This window comes from Streptomyces sp. NPDC029041, from assembly GCF_040637515.1.
Classification (GTDB): Bacteria; Actinomycetota; Actinomycetes; order Streptomycetales; family Streptomycetaceae; genus Streptomyces.
Genome location: NZ_JBEZWO010000002.1, coordinates 495,733 through 512,455, shown reverse-complemented (window position 1 = coordinate 512,455; position 16,723 = coordinate 495,733). Strand labels below are relative to the sequence as shown.

Sequence of the window (16,723 nt, the reverse complement as noted above, 5' to 3'; positions counted from 1 at the left end):
TCCCCCCAGATCCCCTCCCCAAGGGTCCTGACACCCACTACGACCCGCGGGAGGCGAGGAGGGTTGCACGGCAGAGTAAGAAATTCTTGCCGGTTTCTCGGAGAACTCTCCCTCGCCGCGGCGTCGTACGCTGAACATATGGCGCTTCTTCGGGCCAATAGGGGGCATACGGGACAGGATTCGTCGGACGGGCGGAGCGCCCCTGTGTTCGTCGACTCCTCCGGTCGGCGTGCGCGGTACCTGCGGCGCACCGGCTACGGGCTGGCCGCCGCCGCGGCCACGTACATGACGGTACTGGGCCTGAGCCTGATGGGAGCAACTCCCTTCGCCCCGGAGGCCATCCTGCCCGGCGACATCGCGGCGCCCGCCGCACCGGGACCCCGCACCCCCGGCCCGACGCCGCGGGCGTCCGGCGAACTTCCCGCGTCGGACCGCCTCGGCCCCGGATCCCAGAACACCCTGCTCACTCCGCAATCCACCGTGCCCGGCGCTCCCGTGGCTCCGCCCCGGGTGCCCGAAGACCCACCGGTCGGCTTCCCGGCCCCTCCTGACACACCAGCACCACAAACATCGCCGACCTCACCGGCGCAGCCCACCACCCCCGGTGATCCCTCCGCACCCGGCCCGGTGCCCGGCGCGGGCACCACCCCCGCCTCGCCTCCGCCCACTCCGCCGACCACCACTCCGCCGACCACCGCTCCGCCGGCCCCCGCCCCACCGGCACCCCAGCCCCCGGCGCCGACGACACCGCCGCCCGCCTCCCAGCCCCCCGGGCCGGCCCCGGCCCCCAGCCCCGCGGCGCCGTCCGCTTCCACGGCACCCTCCCTGCCCTCCAGCCCCTCGGCGGCCGAGGCTTCCTGATGCGGCGGCGCCCTCATCGGTCACCCGGCCCCTCACCGAGGCCGCCCGGTCCGCGGGGGACGCGAGCGCCCCTGTCGCCGCGGCACCGGTTCCGCCTCGTCGTGCCCCTCGTCCTGCTGGCCTTCGTCGCCTCGGTCCTCCTGATCGAGGGGTACACCACGCGGGGATTCGCCGGCGACCAGGAAGGGCGCGCCGGGCGCCCCGCCTCCGGCGGCCCCCGCGTGATCGCCGACGGCGGCCCGGTCGTCGACACCACCCATGGTCACCTGCGGACCTACCGCCCGCCGGCCAGGACCGTCGTGCTGACCTTCGACGACGGCCCCGACCCCACCTGGACACCCCGCATACTGGCCGTTCTCGACCACTACGGCACGCCCGGCACCTTCTTCGTCACCGGGCAACAGACCGTCCGGCACCCGGAAGTTCTGCGCCGTGTGATCCGTTCCGGTCACGAGGTCGGCGTGCACACCTTCTCCCACCCCGACCTGGCCACCCAGTCCGCGAGCGCCGTCGACCGTGAGCTCGCGCTGACCCAACTCGCCCTCGCCGGGGCCGCGGGCATCAACACGTCGCTGATGCGGATGCCCTACTCCTCGACCATCTCGGCCCTCGACAGCCGGGCGTGGACCGTGACCCGGCGCCTGGGGGAGAAGGGTTACGTCCTGGCCTTCATCGACCAGGACACCGAAGACTGGCGGCGGCCGGGCGCGCGGGTCATCGCCGACGCGGCCATGCCCGACCCGCCGGCCGGGGGCGTCGTCCTCCTGCACGACGCGGGAGGGGACAGGTCACAGACCGTCGAAGCCCTCCAGAGCCTGATCCCCCGGCTGAAGGCCCAGGGCTATCGCTTCACCACCCTCGCCGGCCTCGTCGGCACCGACAGTTTCACCAGCCCCGTCGGCACAGGGGAGTTGTGGCAGGGCCGCTTCTTCGTGGCCGCTGTCACCGTGTCGGGGGCAGCGGTGTCGGCGGTCGGCGTGCTGCTGCTGGTGGTCGGTTCCCTCGTCCTCGCCCGGTGTGTGGTCCTGCTCGTGCTGGCCGGCCGTCACGCCCGCCGGCACCGGCGCCGGCACACCGCACTCCACCGGCCCGTCACCCGGCCTGTCAGCGTCGTCGTGCCCGCCTACGACGAGGAGTTGTGCATCCGTAAGACACTCCGGTCGCTCGCCGCGAGCGACCACCCCGTCGAGATCATCGTCGTGGACGACGGATCCCACGACCGCACCGCCGACCTCGCGCGGTCCCTCGCCCTGGAGAACGTCACCGTCGTCCGGCAGCCCAACGGCGGCAAAGCGTCCGCCCTCAACAACGGCGTCATGCGGGCCTCGCACGACCTCGTCGTCATGCTGGACGCCGACACCGTCTTCGCCCCCTCGACCGTCGGCCGTCTCGTCCAGCCGTTCGCCGACCCGCGCGTCGGCGCCGTCGCGGGCAACGCCAAGGTCGGCAACCGCCGGCATCTGCTCGGCCGCTGGCAGCACATCGAGTACGTCATGGGCTTCAACCTCGACCGCCGCATGTACGACCTGCTGCACTGCATGCCCACCATTCCCGGTGCCGCGGGGGCATTCCGGGTCGAGGCCCTGCGGGACGCCGGGATGATGAGTGCGGACACCCTCGCCGAGGACACCGACATCACCATGGCCCTGCACCGGGCCGGGTGGGAGATCCGCTACGCGCCGGACGCCCTCGCCTGGACCGAGGCACCGGCCTCACTGCGGCAACTGTGGCGCCAGCGCTACCGGTGGAGCTACGGCACGATGCAGGCGGCGTGGAAGCACCGGCACGCTCTGGTCGAGCGTGGCCCGGCGGGCCGCTTCGGCCGTCTCGGTCTGCCCCTGCTGACCGTCTTCCAGATCCTCACCCCGCTGCTCGCCCCGCTGATCGACATACTGGCCCTGTACGGCCTGGTGTTCGGGAACCCGCTCACCACGGTGCTGGCCTGGAGCGGGGTGCTGGCCGTCCAGGCCGTCTGCGCCGCGTACGCCTTCCACCTCGACGGCGAACGGCTCCGGCCCCTCTGGGCGCTCCCGCTCCAGCAGGTCGTCTACCGCCAGGTGATGTACCTGGTCCTCGTCCAGGCCTGCCTGACCGCGATCCACGGCTACCGGCTGCCCTGGCAGCGGCTCAACCGCAGCGGAGACGTGATGCTGCCGCCTCAGCCCTCCACCCACCGGACGTGAACCGGCCTCGGGCGGCGGGTGGTGCGGACACGTCCTGGGCCGGATGGCGCACCCGGCGCGCCGCGGGCATCCAGGTCACCGGGGCGCCCTGACGCCGCCCCTGCCGCCGCCGGCTCGTTCGATCGCCCTCGGCGCATCGCACGATCGGGTTGAGTTGGCCCGTCCCCCGGGGCCGTCAGCCTGCCTCCCGGGTGCTCTGCGCTCAGGGTGTGATCATGAAAACTCCCCGACTGCACTCCGTGCACCGTTCGCTCGCCCACTCGGCCGGCGCGACCGTCATCGTCCTCGCGGCCGCCCTGACCTCCGCCGCCCCCGTCGCGGCCCACGCCGCCGCACCGCCCGACCGCGGCGCGGACCAGAGCTCTTCGTGCCAGAGCACCCGTGTGCAGAAGCAGGGCCTCGAAAACATCGTCTGGGGTGTGCTGTTCGGGCCCCAGGCCATGCAGGCGCAGGACACCCGGTGCGACGAGGGCGCGGCGGCGAGCGAGCAGGAGGAGACCGGAGGTTTCCTGCGGCCCGTGTTGGTCCCCTGACCTGCCGGCGCGCAGCGCAGCCGACGTGGTGCGGGCGCTCGGCGCCCCTCCCTGCTGTTTCGGGTACGGTGCCGCCGGACGGCGCCGTACCCGTGCCTCACCGGGCGTGCCCCGGGAGCCGGCGGGTCAGCAGGTGCGTCAGGGTGCCGTCGTCCTCGACGATGTCCCGGGTGTGCCCGAACCCGATCTTCCCCAGCAGACGCAGTGACGCCTCGTTCTGCGCGGCCACGGTGGCGTGCACCTCGGTCAGCCCGAGCGCCTCGAAGCCGTAACCCACCAGCGCCTCCGCCAGCTCCGTTCCGAGCCCGCCGCCCCAGACCTCGGGTCCCAGGGCATAGACGATCTCGTGCCCCCCGGCCTCTTCGGTCGGCTTGATCTCCGCGTGCCCGACCAGGAGCCCCCCACGCCGGACCGCCCACACGTCGAACAGGTTCGCCGCGTACACCTTGCTGAAGATCCGCCCGAACAGCGCCCGGTCCTCCGCCTCGGTGACAGGTCCGTCACCCATCCACCGGGACACCCTCGTGTCCTGGAACAGAGCGACGAAGCTCTCCTCGTCGTCCGGGTCGTAGGGGTCGAGCAACAGGCGTGGGGTGCGCAGTGTCGGAGGCATGCCGGGGGACACTAGTCAGCGGGATCGCGGGGCGGCAATCGACTTTCGCCCACTCTCGGCGCACGGTCGCCGGGGCAGTCGCGGCGATGCGCGCGACGGGCGCCTTGACCGAGGCCGGCGCCGCCGCTCGTTCCCGTTCGGTCAGCCGGCCCGCGGCCTCACCGCCGCAGGCTGTAGCTCACCATGGACGCCCCCACCACCGATCCGAACGCCGGCAGCAGGAACTGCGCGAAGGCCTCCCAGCCCCAGACGATCCCCGCGCACGCCGCCGTGACGTTGATGGCCAGGGACATGATCCACAGGGCGACGCTCTGGGCCTGGGGTGACATCGTTCCTCGTCGTCGGTCGTCGGTCGTCGTCGTGCGGGGCCGGGGAAAGGGGCGGCCGAGGCGGAATCAACCCGGCCCCTCACCCCGCAGGGGGCGGGAAGCGCGGCGGTGCCATGTGCGACGGGGGCGAGCCGTGGGTGCTCCCGTTCGGCGCGGAGTCACCCGGGGCCACGATCGCGTGCCGCCCGGACAGCGGAGCCGTCACGAGCAGGGTCAACGTGCCGACGGCGCACAGGCCGACGAGAAGCGTGCCCGCCGCGTACGCGCGGCCGGGGGTGCTCGGGCCTGGCGGGCGCATCGGTATCACGGTCGCTCCGGAATCGAGTCCGCCCCCCTTTTTTCATGGACCTCTGAATTCTTCCACGGGGTGTCACCGCGAAGAGGGAAGGCGTGATGCTTGAAGTGTAAAGTTTCCGCCTTTCTTGTGGATTCACCGTGAAAGGTGAAGCCGCGACCGCATACTGATCGGTCGCTTGATGGGAAACCCCCTCCGAAGGTCCGGTCCCGCCGCGCTGTCGTACCCGGGCGGTACGGTCGGATCATGACCGATCAGGCGGGGGCCGCCCAGACGGGCGAGCGGCGACTGGCCACGCTGGAAGGCGTACTCGAACGCATCACCTACGTCAACGAGGAGAACGGCTACACGGTCGCCCGGGTCGACACCGGCAGAGGCGCCGGTGACCTGCTCACGGTCGTCGGTGCCCTGCTCGGCGCGCAGGTCGGTGAATCCCTGCGCATGGAGGGCCGTTGGGGCTCCCACCCGCAGTACGGCAAGCAGTTCCACGTGGAGAACTACACGACCGTCCTGCCGGCCACCGTCCAGGGCATCCGCCGCTACCTCGGCTCCGGCCTGGTCAAGGGCATCGGCCCGGTCTTCGCCGACCGCATCACCCAGCACTTCGGCGTCGACACCCTCACGATCATCGAGGAGGAGCCCAAGCGCCTCATCGAGGTCCCCGGGCTCGGCCCCAAGCGCACGAAGAAGATCGCCGACGCCTGGGAGGAGCAGAAGGCCATCAAGGAGGTCATGCTCTTCCTCCAGACCGTCGAGGTGTCCACCTCCATCGCCGTGCGCATCTACAAGAAGTACGGCGACGCCTCCATCTCGGTCGTGAAGAACCAGCCCTACCGGCTCGCCTCCGACGTCTGGGGCATCGGCTTCCTCACCGCCGACAAGATCGCCCAGTCGGTCGGCATCCCGCACGACAGCCCCGAGCGCGTCAAGGCGGGCCTGCAGTACGCGCTGTCCCAGTCCACCGACCAGGGCCACTGCTTCCTGCCGGAGGAACAGCTGATCAAGGACGCGGTGAAGCTGCTCCAGGTCGACACGGGCCTGGTCATCGAGTGCCTGGCCGAGCTGGCCGAGCCCCAGGAGGACGGCGGGGACCCCGGCGTCGTACGGGAGAAGGTGCCCGGCCCGGACGGCGGCGAGCCCGTCACCGCGATCTACCTCGTCCCCTTCCACCGCGCCGAACTCTCCCTCTCCGCCCAGCTGCTGCGCCTGCTGCGCACGGGCGAGGACCGCATGCCGGGCTTCCGGAGCGTGGCCTGGGACAAGGCGCTGAGCTGGCTGAAGGGGCGCACGGGCACCGATCTCGCGCCCGAGCAGGAGGCCGCCGTCAGGCTGGCGCTGACCGAGAAGGTCGCCGTCCTCACCGGCGGCCCGGGCTGCGGCAAGTCCTTCACGGTCCGCTCCATCGTGGAGCTGGCCCGTGCCAGGAAGGCGAAGGTCGTGCTCGCCGCCCCCACCGGCCGGGCCGCCAAGCGCCTGTCCGAGCTGACCGGCGCCGAGGCCTCCACCGTCCACCGCCTGCTGGAGCTCAAGCCCGGCGGCGACGCGGCCTACGACCGGGACCGCCCGCTGGACGCCGACCTGGTGGTGGTCGACGAGGCGTCCATGCTGGACCTGCTGCTCGCCAACAAGCTGGTGAAGGCCGTCCCGCCGGGGGCGCACCTGCTCTTCGTGGGGGACGTGGACCAGCTGCCCAGCGTCGGCGCGGGGGAGGTGCTCCGCGACCTCCTGGCCGACGGCGGCCCGATCCCCGCGGTGCGCCTCACCCGGGTCTTCCGGCAGGCCCAGCAGTCCGGCGTGGTGACGAACGCGCACCGGATCAACGCCGGCCAACACCCGGTCACGGACGGCATGAAGGACTTCTTCCTCTTCGTCGAGGACGACACCGAGGCCGCCGGGCGGCTCACCGTCGACGTGGCTACCCGCCGCATTCCGGCCAAGTTCGGCCTGGACCCCCGCCGGGACGTCCAGGTCCTCGCCCCCATGCACCGCGGCCCGGCCGGCGCCGGCACCCTCAACGGCCTGCTCCAGCAAGCCGTCACCCCGGGCCGTCCCGACCTGCCCGAGAAGAGATTCGGCGGACGGGTGTTCCGTGTCGGCGACAAGGTCACCCAGATTCGCAACAATTACGAGAAGGGCAAGAACGGTGTCTTCAACGGCACCGTCGGGGTGGTCACCTCGCTCGACCCGGTCGACCAGCGCCTGACGGTGCTCACGGACGAGGACGAGGAGGTGCCGTACGAGTTCGACGAACTCGACGAGCTGGCCCACGCGTACGCCGTGACGATCCACCGCTCCCAGGGCAGCGAGTACCCGGCGGTCGTCATCCCGGTCACCACGGGCGCCTGGATGATGCTCCAGCGCAACCTGCTCTACACGGCGGTCACCCGGGCCAAACAGCTGGTCGTCCTCGTCGGTTCGCGCAAGGCGATCGGCCAGGCGGTGCGCACCGTTTCGGCAGGCCGGCGGTGCACGGCACTCGACTTCCGGCTCGGTTCCGCGAAAAATGATCGATCAAATGAGTCGTGAAGGTCACAAGGCACTTCCGGAAGGGGAGCGCAGGGGGCAGGATGAGCAAGTTGACGGCACTCAGTGCCGTCAATAGGCCCGATGGTCGACCCCGAGTGCACTCTCCTGAGCCAAGTGGGGGATGGTAGAGACAGTCAGGGCAACCTCGAAGATGAGGCACAACGTCGGTGAGGGAAGACGTGAGCGACAACTCTGTAGTACTGCGGTACGGCGACGGCGAGTACACCTACCCGGTGATCGACAGCACCGTCGGTGACAAGGGCTTCGACATCGGAAAGCTCCGCGCCCAGACCGGTCTGGTGACGCTGGACAGCGGTTACGGCAACACGGCCGCGTATAAATCCGCCGTCACGTACCTGGACGGCGAAGCGGGCATCCTGCGGTACCGCGGTTACCCGATCGAGCAGCTGGCCGAGCGCTCCACCTTCCTGGAGGTCGCCTACCTGCTCATCAACGGCGAGCTGCCGACCGTCGACGAGCTCTCGGTGTTCAAGAACGACATCACGCAGCACACCCTGCTGCACGAGGACGTCAAGAACTTCTACAAGGGCTTCCCGCGCGACGCCCACCCGATGGCGATGCTCTCCTCGGTCGTCTCGGCGCTGTCCACGTTCTACCAGGACAGCCACAACCCGTTCGACGAGCGCCAGCGCAACCTCTCCACGATCCGCCTGCTCGCCAAGCTCCCGACGATCGCGGCGTACGCGTACAAGAAGTCGATCGGTCACCCGTTCGTCTATCCGCGCAACGACCTCGGCTACGTCGAGAACTTCCTCCGCATGACCTTCTCGGTCCCGGCGCAGGAGTACGAGCTGGACCCGACCGTGGTCTCCGCGCTCGACAAGCTGCTGATCCTGCACGCGGACCACGAGCAGAACTGTTCGACCTCCACGGTCCGCCTGGTCGGCTCCTCGCAGGCGAACATGTTCGCCTCGATCTCCGCCGGCATCAACGCGCTCTGGGGCCCGCTGCACGGCGGCGCCAACCAGTCCGTGCTGGAGATGCTGGAGGGCATCCGCGACTCCGGCGGCGACGTCGACACCTTCATCCGCAAGGTGAAGAACAAGGAGGACGGCGTCCGCCTGATGGGCTTCGGCCACCGGGTCTACAAGAACTTCGACCCGCGCGCCAAGATCATCAAGGCCGCCGCGCACGACGTGCTGTCCGCTCTCGGCAAGTCCGACGAGCTGCTGGACATCGCGCTGAAGCTGGAGGAGCACGCGCTGTCCGACGACTACTTCGTCGAGCGCAGCCTCTACCCGAACGTCGACTTCTACACGGGTCTGATCTACCGGGCCATGGGCTTCCCGACCGAGATGTTCACGGTCCTGTTCGCCCTCGGCCGGCTGCCGGGCTGGATCGCCCAGTGGCACGAGATGATCAAGGAGCCGGGCTCCCGCATCGGCCGCCCGCGCCAGATCTACACGGGCGTGGTCGAGCGCGACTTCGTCCCCGTCGAGCAGCGCTGAGCGCGGTCATCGCGTCAGGCCCCCGTATCCGCTTGCCGGATGCGGGGGCCTTCGCGTGATCTTTCACGGGATTTCTTACGCAATGAAGAAGGCGCCCCGGCGTCGGTCCCCCCACGGGCCGACGACCAGGGCGCCTTCCCAGTCCCGGTACGGATTCCCCCCACGGGATCCGGCCGGGCGTCTGTGAGGACAGCGCCTGAATCGCTGTTGAGCCAAACGAGCAGAACTCGCCGTACTTCTGTGAGGTGCGATCTGCCGGGACAGCGCACGCCCGGGAGGGCCGCTCAAAGCTTCCCGGTGTACGTGCCCCGGCAACGCTCCCCCAAGCTCTCAACTCCGTTCGAGCAGGGAGGTACCCCCACCTGAGGAAGTCCCCCAAGACATCCCCAGATGCCAGGTGGCGCCCCCCAAGACGCTGCCCGACATCGTCAACTTAGACCTTCGAACCCCTCGGATGGTTACGTTCACATCACTGTGATCTGCGTCTCTTGCATATGTCCGTTAGATGCGCAAGAGCCTCGGATATCCCGTCCGAGGCCCAAGCGTAAGGAAGATGCGCGAGCCTTGTGAAGAGCTTATGTGAGCCTGGGCCGGGACTCCAGAGGGGCTCAAATCACGTTCGCCTTGAACGTGGGGGGAATTCGGGCGACTTCACCGAAATGTCCGCAGTCGCAGACTGTTCGTGACGACGAAGACCGACGAGAAAGCCATCGCGGCCCCGGCGATCATCGGGTTCAGCAGGCCCGCGGCGGCCAGCGGCAGCGCGGCCACGTTGTAGCCGAAGGCCCACACCAGGTTGCCCTTGATCGTGGCCAGGGTCCGGCGGGACAGCCGGATCGCGTCCGCGGCCACGCGCAGATCGCCGCGGACCAGCGTCAGATCACCCGCCTCGATCGCCGCGTCCGTGCCGGTGCCCAGGGCCAGCCCCAGATCGGCGGCGGCGAGCGCGGCCGCGTCGTTGACGCCGTCGCCGACCATGGCGACGACCCGGCCCTCGGCCTGCAGCCGCCGTACCGCGTCGACCTTGTCCTCGGGCAGCACCTCGGCCACCACCTGCTCGATCCCCACGGCCGCGGCCACCGCCTGGGCCACCGTCCGGTTGTCCCCGGTCAGCAGGACCGGAGTGAGCCCCAGCGCGCGCAGCTCCCGTACGGCTTCGGCGCTGGTCTCCTTCACCGCGTCCGCCACGGCCAGCACGGCCCGCGCCGCCCCGTCCCAGCCGGCCAGGACGGCCGTACGCCCGGCCCGTTCGGCCTCGTCCCGCGCGCGGGCCAGCTCCGGCGGGACGTCGTCGAAGAGCCGCCCGACGGTGACGTCACGGCCCTCCACGCGCCCGCGTGCGCCCCGCCCCGGCACGTTCTCGAACCCTTCGACGTCCGGGAGCGGCCCGGTGCTCTCCTCGGCGCCCCGCGCGATCGCACGGGCGACGGGGTGCTCGGAGGCGTGCTCGACGGCGCCCGCGAGCCGCAGCGCCTCCTTCTCGTCGGTGCCCTCGGCGACGTGCACCTCCTGGAGCACCATCCGGCCGGTGGTGACCGTGCCGGTCTTGTCGAGGACGACGGTGTCCACCCGGCGCGTGGACTCCAGGACCTCGGGGCCCTTGATGAGGATGCCGAGCTGCGCGCCCCGCCCCGTGCCCACCATCAGCGCGGTCGGCGTGGCCAGGCCCAGCGCGCACGGGCAGGCGATGATCAGGACCGCCACGGCCGCGGTGAACGCGGCGACACCGTCCCCGGTCACCCCGAGCCAGGCCCCGGCCGTGGCGACGGCGATCAGCAGGACCACCGGCACGAAGATCCCGGAGACCCGGTCGGCGAGCCGCTGCACCTCGGCCTTGCCGCTTTGCGCGTCCTCCACCAGCTTCGCCATCCGCGCGAGCCGGGTGTCGGCGCCGACCCGGGTGGCCTCGACGACCAGCCGCCCGCCCGCGTTGACCGTCGCACCGGTGACCGTGTCCCCGGCCGTCACGTCCACCGGCACGGACTCGCCGGTCAGCATCGAGGCGTCGACCGCGGAGGCGCCCTCGACGACCGTGCCGTCGGTGGCGATCTTCTCCCCGGGCCGTACGACGAACCGGTCGCCGACGGCCAGCCGCTGCGCCGGGATCCGCACCTCGCGCCCGTCCCGCAGCACGGCCACGTCCTTGGCGCCCAGGTCCATCAGCGCCCTGAGCGCGGCTCCGGCGCGGCGCTTGGAGCGGGCCTCCAGATAGCGGCCCAGCAGGATGAAGGCGGTGACCCCTGAGGCGACCTCCAGGTAGATCGAGGAGGCGCCGTCGCCGCGCGAGACGGTGAACTCGAACGGGTGCCGCATGCCCGGCATGCCCGCGTCGCCGAGAAACAGCGCCCACAGGGACCAGGCGAAGGCGGCGAGGGTGCCCAGGGAGACCAGCGTGTCCATGGTGGCGTTGCCGTGCCGGGCGTTCGTCCAGGCGGCCCGGTGGAAGGGGAGTCCGCCCCAGACGACGACCGGTGCGGCCAGCGTGAGGGAGAGCCACTGCCAGTTGTCGAACTGCAGCGCCGGGACCATGGCCGGCAGGACGACGGGCAGGGCGAGGGCGGCGGAGACGGTCAGGCGCCGCCGGACGGCCGAGAGCTCGGGGTCCTCCTCGGCGTCGGTGCTCTCCTCCCGGGGGGGCGCGGGCTCCTCGGCGGTGTAGCCGGTCTTCACCACGGTGGCGATCAGATCGGCGACCTCGGTGCCCTCGGCATAGGCGATCCGTGCCTTTTCCGTCGCGTAGTTGACCGTGGCCGTGACACCGTCCATGCGGTTGAGCTTCTTCTCGACGCGGGCCGCACAGGAGGCGCAGGTCATCCCGCCGATGAGCAGCTCGACCTCGGCGAGCGCGGGCTCCCGGCCGGTCGGCGCCTTGGCGGTGGTGCTGGTCATGTCCTCACTCCTGGAGACGGGGTGCCCGCAAGCGGAACGGGCCGTACGGACCGGGGCGGCGGGGTACGGCCCGTACACGGGTACGAGTGCCAGGGCCGGCGGGTCCCAGACCTGCCGACCGGTGGGCGGGCCGACGCGGTCCGGACCTGCGACCGCCGATATGGGTGGCTCAGGCGCGGCCGGCCAGTTCGAAGCCGGCCTCGTCGACGGCGGCGCGCACGGCCTCGTCGTCGATCGGGGTCGCGGAGACGACGGTGACCTCGCCGGTCTTGGCGACGGCCGTCACCGAGCTCACGCCGGAGATCTGGGAGATCTCGCCGGAGACCGCGCCCTCGCAGTGTCCGCAGCTCATGCCGCTCACCTTGAAGACGGTGGTGACGGGGCCCGTGGTGTCGGTCTGGACGGTCATGTCGTTACTCCTCGCAGAGGCGTGTGGGGCTGTGGGGTCCGCTGGGGGATCCGCACCACCAACTGTACCCCTAGGGGGTATCAACGCACGATGCCCCCGCCAGCGGTCGCAGGTACCGCAGAAGGGCGTCCTTCAACTCCTGGATGTACGCCTCCCGCTCCGCTCCCTCGTGGGCCAGGACCAGCTCCAGGCCGGCCTTGTAGATGCCGACGCACATCCGGGCGGTGCGGGTGACGGCCGGGGTGGACGCGTCGGGTACGAACGGAATGAGGAGCGCCTCGACCCGGGCCACCAGTGTGGTGTGCAGCGCGTCGTGCTCCTCGGCGATGCGCCCCGGGATGTCGGGGCCGTGCATCAGTGCGAAGAAGGCCGGGTGGCGGCCGTTGAACTCGATGAACCGGTCGACCGCCCCGGTGATCACCTCCTCCAGCGGAGTAGCCGCCGGGTCGATCGGGGTCAGGATCTCGTCGTACGACTGCCGCATCTCGTGCATGAGCCGACTGCCCAGCTCGATCGCGATCGCTTCCTTGTTCGGGAAGAACTGGTACAGCGTGCCCGGCGAGACGCCCGCCTCACGGGCGATGGCGTTGGTGCTGGCGGCCGTGTAGCCCGTCGTGGAGAAGACCGCGGCGGCGGCCTCGAGCAGCTGGGTGATGCGGCGTTCGCCGCGGGCCTGGCGGCGGCGCGGCCGGTCTTCGGTGGTCGCCGCCGTCGTCTCGGTTCCGGCTTTCTCGGGCTTTTCGGGCACGCGGCATCCCCAGGTCTCATCACGCGATTGACAAACGCGAGCGGTCACTCGCATTCTGGATCCGGAAATGCGAGCGATCTCTCGTGTTTGCCAGTCTATGGCAGCTCCGTGCTGCCAGGCTGCGCCTGGGCACGGGTCACGGTGAAGGGGACACCGCACGATGACCGAAGTCAACACACCACCGCGCGTCGGGGGCTGGACCCGTTTCGTCACCGCCCGGCCCAGACTGTCTCTGCTGGTGGCGCTCGTGCTCACCGCGCTCGCGGTCCTGGCCGGCAGCGGCGTCGCCGACCGGCTCGGCGCCGGAGGCTGGGAGGACCCGGCCGCCGAGTCCACCCACGCGACCAAGACCCTGGAGCGCGAATTCCCCGGCTCCCAGCCCAACTTCCTGCTCCTGCTCGACGCGGGCGGCGCCTCGGTCGACGACCCGGCCGTCGCCGCCGAGGCCGAGCGGCTCACCGAGCGGCTGGCGGGCGAACGGGGCGTCACCGGCATCGGCTCCTACTGGCAGTCCGGCGCCGCGGCCCTGCGCTCGGAGGACGGCCACGAGGCACTGATCGCCGCCCGCATCACCGGCGACGAGAAGACCGCCGGCGAGACCCTGGAGCGCATCGCGCCCCACTACCGCGGCGTGCACGGCCCGGCGGAGGTCACGGTCGGCGGCCCGGTCGCCGTGCGGCACGAGATGCAGACGATCATCCAGGAGGACCTGACCCGGGCCGAGCTCATCGCCCTGCCGGTGACGCTCGTCCTGCTGGTGATGGTCTTCGGCAGCGCCGTCGCGGCCCTGCTGCCGCTCGGCATCGGCATCGTCGCCATCCTCGGGACCAACGCCATCCTGCGCGGCCTCACCGAACTCACCGACGTGTCCGTGTTCGCGATCAACCTCACCACCGCGCTCGGACTCGGCCTCGCCATCGACTACGCCCTGTTCATCGTCCGCCGCTTCCGCGAGGAACTGTCGACGGGCGCCGAACCCGTGACGGCGATCGGCACCACCCTGCGCACGGCAGGCCGTACCGTGCTCTTCTCCGCCCTCACGGTCGCGGTGTCCCTGGCCGCGATGCTGGTCTTCCCGCAGTACTTCCTGCGGTCGTTCGCCTACGCCGGGATCGCCGTCGTCCTGCTGGCCGCGGCGGCCGCGCTGATCCTGCTCCCGGCCGCGCTGGTGCTGCTCGGGCACCGGGTCGACTCCTGGGATCTGCGCCGCTTGTTCCGGCGGGGACGGCGGCCGAAGCCGGCCGGGGAGGAAGGCAGGGCCTGGGCGCGCACGGCGACCCTCGTCATGCGCCGCGCCCCGTTCTTCGCGCTGGGCACCACGGCCGTCCTCGTCCTGCTCGGACTGCCCTTCCTGGGCGTGAAGTTCGGCACCGCCGACGACCGCCAGCTGCCCTCGTCCTCCGAGTCCCATGTCGTGCAGCAGCACATCCGGGAAGGCTTCCCGGGCAGCCCCGGCGGCGGCCTCGAAGTGCTGGCCGAGGGCCGTGCCACCGAGGCGCAGTACGGCGCCTACAAGGAGCGGATCGCCCGGCTCCCCGATGCCGCGCGAGTGGACGGGCCGCTGGTGAAGGGCGACTCCGCGTACTTCACGGTCCTGCCGAAGGGTGAGGCGGTCGGCGATCCGGCGCAGCGTCTCGTCGGTGAACTGCGCGAGCTCCGGGCCCCCTTCGACACCGAGGTGACCGGCACGGCCGCAGTCCTGGTCGACTCCAAGGACGCCATAGGGGAGCGCCTGCCGCTCGCCGCCGTCTTCATCACGGTCGTCACCCTCCTCCTGGTCTTCCTCCTCACGGGCAGCGTGCTGATTCCGGTCCAGGCGGTCGTCCTGAACGCGCTCAGTCTGACGGCCATGTTCGGCGCGGTCGTCTGGGTCTTCCAGGACGGCCACCTGTCCGGCCTGCTCGGCTTCACCAGCCCCGGATCCGTCGAGACGACCCTGCCGGTCCTGATGTTCTGCGTGGCCTTCGGCCTGTCCATGGACTACGGGGTGTTCCTGCTCTCCCGCATCAAGGAGGAGTACGACCACACCGGCGACCACGACCGGGCCGTCCGCCACGGCCTCCAGCACACCGGCGGGCTGATCTCGGCGGCGGCGGTCATCCTGGCGGTGGTGATGGTCGCGATAGGCACCTCCCGGGTGACCAACACCAAGATGCTCGGCCTGGGCATCGCCCTGGCGGTCCTGATGGACGCGATGATCGTCCGCAGCCTCCTGGTCCCCGCGGTCATGCGCCTCACGGGCAGCGCCACCTGGTGGGCCCCGGGCCCCCTGCGCCGCTTCCACGCACGCTTCGGCCTGACAGAGGGGGAGGAGCCGGCACCGGCGGAGGAGGCGGAACCGGCCCGGGACAAGGTCGGGGCCCCGGGTTAGCGTTCCCCCGAGGCGCGACCGACCGGGCGCGACCGACCGGCCCGGGGCGCGTGACCGACCGGCGGGACGTGACCGACCGGCGCGCGAGGGCGGTCGGCGTTCCGGACACGAACGGAAGGCGGGTGGGTCCCATGCGGGCCGTGGTGTTCGAGCGGTACGGGGAGACGGCGGACGTACGGGAGGTCGCGGACCCGGAGCCCGCGGAGCACGGGGTCGTCGTACGCGTCGAGGCCACCGGCCTGTGCCGCAGCGACTGGCACGGCTGGCAGGGCCACGACCCGGACATCGCCCTGCCGCACGTGCCCGGGCACGAACTGGCCGGAGTCGTCGAGGCGGTGGGCGACCGGGTGACCGGATGGCGGCCCGGCGACCGGGTCACCGTGCCGTTCATCTGCGCCTGCGGCACCTGCCCGTCCTGCGCTGCGGGCGACCACCAGGTGTGCGAGCGCCAGACCCAGCCCGGCTTCACCCACTGGGGATCCTTCGCCCAGTACGTGGCCCTGGACCACGCCGATGTGAACCTCGTGGCGCTGCCCGGGGAGCTGTCCTTCGCGACGGCGGCCTCGCTGGGCTGCCGGTTCGCCACGGCGTACCGGGCGGTGGTGCAGCAGGGCCGGGTCGCGGCCGGGGAGTCGGTGGCGGTGCACGGATGCGGCGGGGTCGGGCTCTCGGCGGTGATGATCGCGGCGGCGTCGGGCGCGCGGGTGGTGGCCGTCGACGTGTCGGCCCGGGCGCTGGAGCTGGCACGGACGTTCGGGGCCGCCCAGTGCCTGGACGCCACGTCCGTGCCGGACACCGCGGCGGCCGTCCGGGACCTCACCGGCGGCGGCGCCCACCTCTCCCTCGACGCCCTCGGCTCACCCGGCACCTGCGCCGCCTCCGTGAACGGCCTGCGCCGACGCGGCCGGCACGTCCAGGTCGGCCTGCTGCCCTCGCCGGACGGCACGACGCCCGTGCCGTTGGCCCGCGCGATCGCCCTGGAGCTCGAACTCCTCGGCAGCCACGGCATGGCCGCGCACAGCTACCCGCCGATGCTGGAGCTGGTCCGCAGCGGCGTGCTGCGCCCCGACCTGCTGGTGACGTCGACGATCGGGCTGGAGGAGGTTCCGTCCGCGCTGTCGGCGATGGGGACGGCGCCGGGCGCGGGGGCGACGGTCATCGAGCCGTGGAGCTGACGCGCCGCCGGAGGGCCGTGCCCCACCCTGAGACGGGGCACGAGGCAGGGGGACCGGGTCAGTCGGTTCTTCGGCCGCGGTTGCCGGGCCGGGAGGCGACCCAGGCCCGGACGGTGTCGGCGTACCAGTAGGGCTTGCCGCCCTCGACATGGTCCGGTGGGGGCAGCAGCCCGTGTTTTCGATAGGACCGCACGGTGTCCGGCTGCACCCGGATGTGCGCCGCGATCTCCTTGTAGGACCACAGTCTTCGGTCGGTCATGAGGTGCACCTCCCCGCGCGCACCACGGCGGCGGCCGTGGACGGCCGTCCGGGGGAGCCGGGC

General features: G+C 71.5%; 13 protein-coding genes. 6 read left to right on the top strand and 7 right to left on the bottom strand.

Annotated features, from left to right (window positions below; translation table 11 throughout):
- The first annotated feature begins 860 nt into the window (after window positions 1-860).
- Window positions 861-3,044: a bifunctional polysaccharide deacetylase/glycosyltransferase family 2 protein gene (locus AB0F04_RS05860; RefSeq protein ID WP_362038164.1), complete on the top strand. Its 2,184-nt coding sequence runs from the start codon at window positions 861-863 to the stop codon at window positions 3,042-3,044.
- A gap of 215 nt (window positions 3,045-3,259) precedes the next feature.
- Window positions 3,260-3,577: a hypothetical protein gene (locus tag AB0F04_RS05855; RefSeq protein ID WP_362038162.1), complete on the top strand. Its 318-nt coding sequence runs from the start codon at window positions 3,260-3,262 to the stop codon at window positions 3,575-3,577.
- A gap of 97 nt (window positions 3,578-3,674) precedes the next feature.
- On the opposite strand, the gene AB0F04_RS05850 is transcribed toward AB0F04_RS05855, so the two are convergent.
- From AB0F04_RS05850 to AB0F04_RS05840, 3 genes are all read right to left on the bottom strand, one after another.
- A complete protein-coding gene (locus AB0F04_RS05850; RefSeq protein WP_362038160.1) occupies window positions 3,675-4,190 on the bottom strand; it encodes a GNAT family N-acetyltransferase in 516 nt (171 codons plus the stop codon).
- A gap of 158 nt (window positions 4,191-4,348) precedes the next feature.
- A complete protein-coding gene (locus tag AB0F04_RS05845) occupies window positions 4,349-4,519 on the bottom strand; it encodes a hypothetical protein (protein ID WP_159038809.1) in 171 nt (56 codons plus the stop codon).
- A gap of 79 nt (window positions 4,520-4,598) precedes the next feature.
- Window positions 4,599-4,817: a hypothetical protein gene (locus AB0F04_RS05840; RefSeq protein WP_362038157.1), complete on the bottom strand. Its 219-nt coding sequence runs from the start codon at window positions 4,815-4,817 to the stop codon at window positions 4,599-4,601.
- A 243-nt stretch (window positions 4,818-5,060) separates the two neighbouring features.
- Between AB0F04_RS05840 and AB0F04_RS05835 the strand changes: the two genes are divergently transcribed.
- A complete protein-coding gene (locus AB0F04_RS05835) occupies window positions 5,061-7,340 on the top strand; it encodes an ATP-dependent RecD-like DNA helicase (protein WP_362038155.1) in 2,280 nt (759 codons plus the stop codon).
- A 179-nt stretch (window positions 7,341-7,519) separates the two neighbouring features.
- Window positions 7,520-8,809 carry a citrate synthase gene (locus AB0F04_RS05830; protein WP_362038153.1) on the top strand — a complete coding sequence of 430 codons (1,290 nt, stop codon included), beginning with the start codon at window positions 7,520-7,522 and terminating at the stop codon, window positions 8,807-8,809.
- A 651-nt stretch (window positions 8,810-9,460) separates the two neighbouring features.
- On the opposite strand, the gene AB0F04_RS05825 is transcribed toward AB0F04_RS05830, so the two are convergent.
- The 3 genes from AB0F04_RS05825 to AB0F04_RS05815 form a co-directional block, all read right to left on the bottom strand.
- Window positions 9,461-11,698 (bottom strand): heavy metal translocating P-type ATPase, encoded by a 2,238-nt coding sequence (locus tag AB0F04_RS05825; protein WP_362038151.1) that lies wholly within the window; start codon window positions 11,696-11,698, stop codon window positions 9,461-9,463.
- A 169-nt stretch (window positions 11,699-11,867) separates the two neighbouring features.
- Window positions 11,868-12,107 carry a heavy-metal-associated domain-containing protein gene (locus AB0F04_RS05820; RefSeq protein WP_362038149.1) on the bottom strand — a complete coding sequence of 80 codons (240 nt, stop codon included), beginning with the start codon at window positions 12,105-12,107 and terminating at the stop codon, window positions 11,868-11,870.
- A gap of 70 nt (window positions 12,108-12,177) precedes the next feature.
- On the bottom strand, window positions 12,178-12,855 hold the full coding sequence (locus AB0F04_RS05815) for a TetR/AcrR family transcriptional regulator (RefSeq protein ID WP_362038147.1): 678 nt from the start codon (window positions 12,853-12,855) through the stop codon (window positions 12,178-12,180).
- Between the two features lie 160 nt (window positions 12,856-13,015).
- Between AB0F04_RS05815 and AB0F04_RS05810 the strand changes: the two genes are divergently transcribed.
- Window positions 13,016-15,226, top strand: a complete 2,211-nt coding sequence (locus tag AB0F04_RS05810) for an MMPL family transporter (protein WP_362038145.1) — start codon at window positions 13,016-13,018, stop codon at window positions 15,224-15,226.
- A 131-nt stretch (window positions 15,227-15,357) separates the two neighbouring features.
- Window positions 15,358-16,401: a zinc-dependent alcohol dehydrogenase family protein gene (locus AB0F04_RS05805; protein ID WP_362038143.1), complete on the top strand. Its 1,044-nt coding sequence runs from the start codon at window positions 15,358-15,360 to the stop codon at window positions 16,399-16,401.
- A gap of 58 nt (window positions 16,402-16,459) precedes the next feature.
- On the opposite strand, the gene AB0F04_RS05800 is transcribed toward AB0F04_RS05805, so the two are convergent.
- Entirely contained in the window at window positions 16,460-16,660 is a 201-nt protein-coding gene (locus AB0F04_RS05800) for a MerR family transcriptional regulator (RefSeq protein WP_104779857.1), read from the bottom strand.
- Window positions 16,661-16,723: the final 63 nt, after the last annotated feature.

What these genes read in the sequence shown, in the direction of transcription:
- AB0F04_RS05860 (WP_362038164.1), top strand. Translation starts at nt 861, where the DNA reads ATGCGGCGGCGCCCTCATCGGTCACCCGGCCCCTCACCGAGGCCGCCC.
- AB0F04_RS05855 (WP_362038162.1), top strand. Translation starts at nt 3,260, where the DNA reads ATGAAAACTCCCCGACTGCACTCCGTGCACCGTTCGCTCGCCCACTCG.
- AB0F04_RS05850 (WP_362038160.1), bottom strand. Translation starts at nt 4,190, where the DNA reads ATGCCTCCGACACTGCGCACCCCACGCCTGTTGCTCGACCCCTACGAC.
- AB0F04_RS05845 (WP_159038809.1), bottom strand. Translation starts at nt 4,519, where the DNA reads ATGTCACCCCAGGCCCAGAGCGTCGCCCTGTGGATCATGTCCCTGGCC.
- AB0F04_RS05840 (WP_362038157.1), bottom strand. Translation starts at nt 4,817, where the DNA reads ATGCGCCCGCCAGGCCCGAGCACCCCCGGCCGCGCGTACGCGGCGGGC.
- AB0F04_RS05835 (WP_362038155.1), top strand. Translation starts at nt 5,061, where the DNA reads ATGACCGATCAGGCGGGGGCCGCCCAGACGGGCGAGCGGCGACTGGCC.
- AB0F04_RS05825 (WP_362038151.1), bottom strand. Translation starts at nt 11,698, where the DNA reads ATGACCAGCACCACCGCCAAGGCGCCGACCGGCCGGGAGCCCGCGCTC.
- AB0F04_RS05820 (WP_362038149.1), bottom strand. Translation starts at nt 12,107, where the DNA reads ATGACCGTCCAGACCGACACCACGGGCCCCGTCACCACCGTCTTCAAG.
- AB0F04_RS05810 (WP_362038145.1), top strand. Translation starts at nt 13,016, where the DNA reads ATGACCGAAGTCAACACACCACCGCGCGTCGGGGGCTGGACCCGTTTC.
- AB0F04_RS05805 (WP_362038143.1), top strand. Translation starts at nt 15,358, where the DNA reads ATGCGGGCCGTGGTGTTCGAGCGGTACGGGGAGACGGCGGACGTACGG.
- AB0F04_RS05800 (WP_104779857.1), bottom strand. Translation starts at nt 16,660, where the DNA reads ATGACCGACCGAAGACTGTGGTCCTACAAGGAGATCGCGGCGCACATC.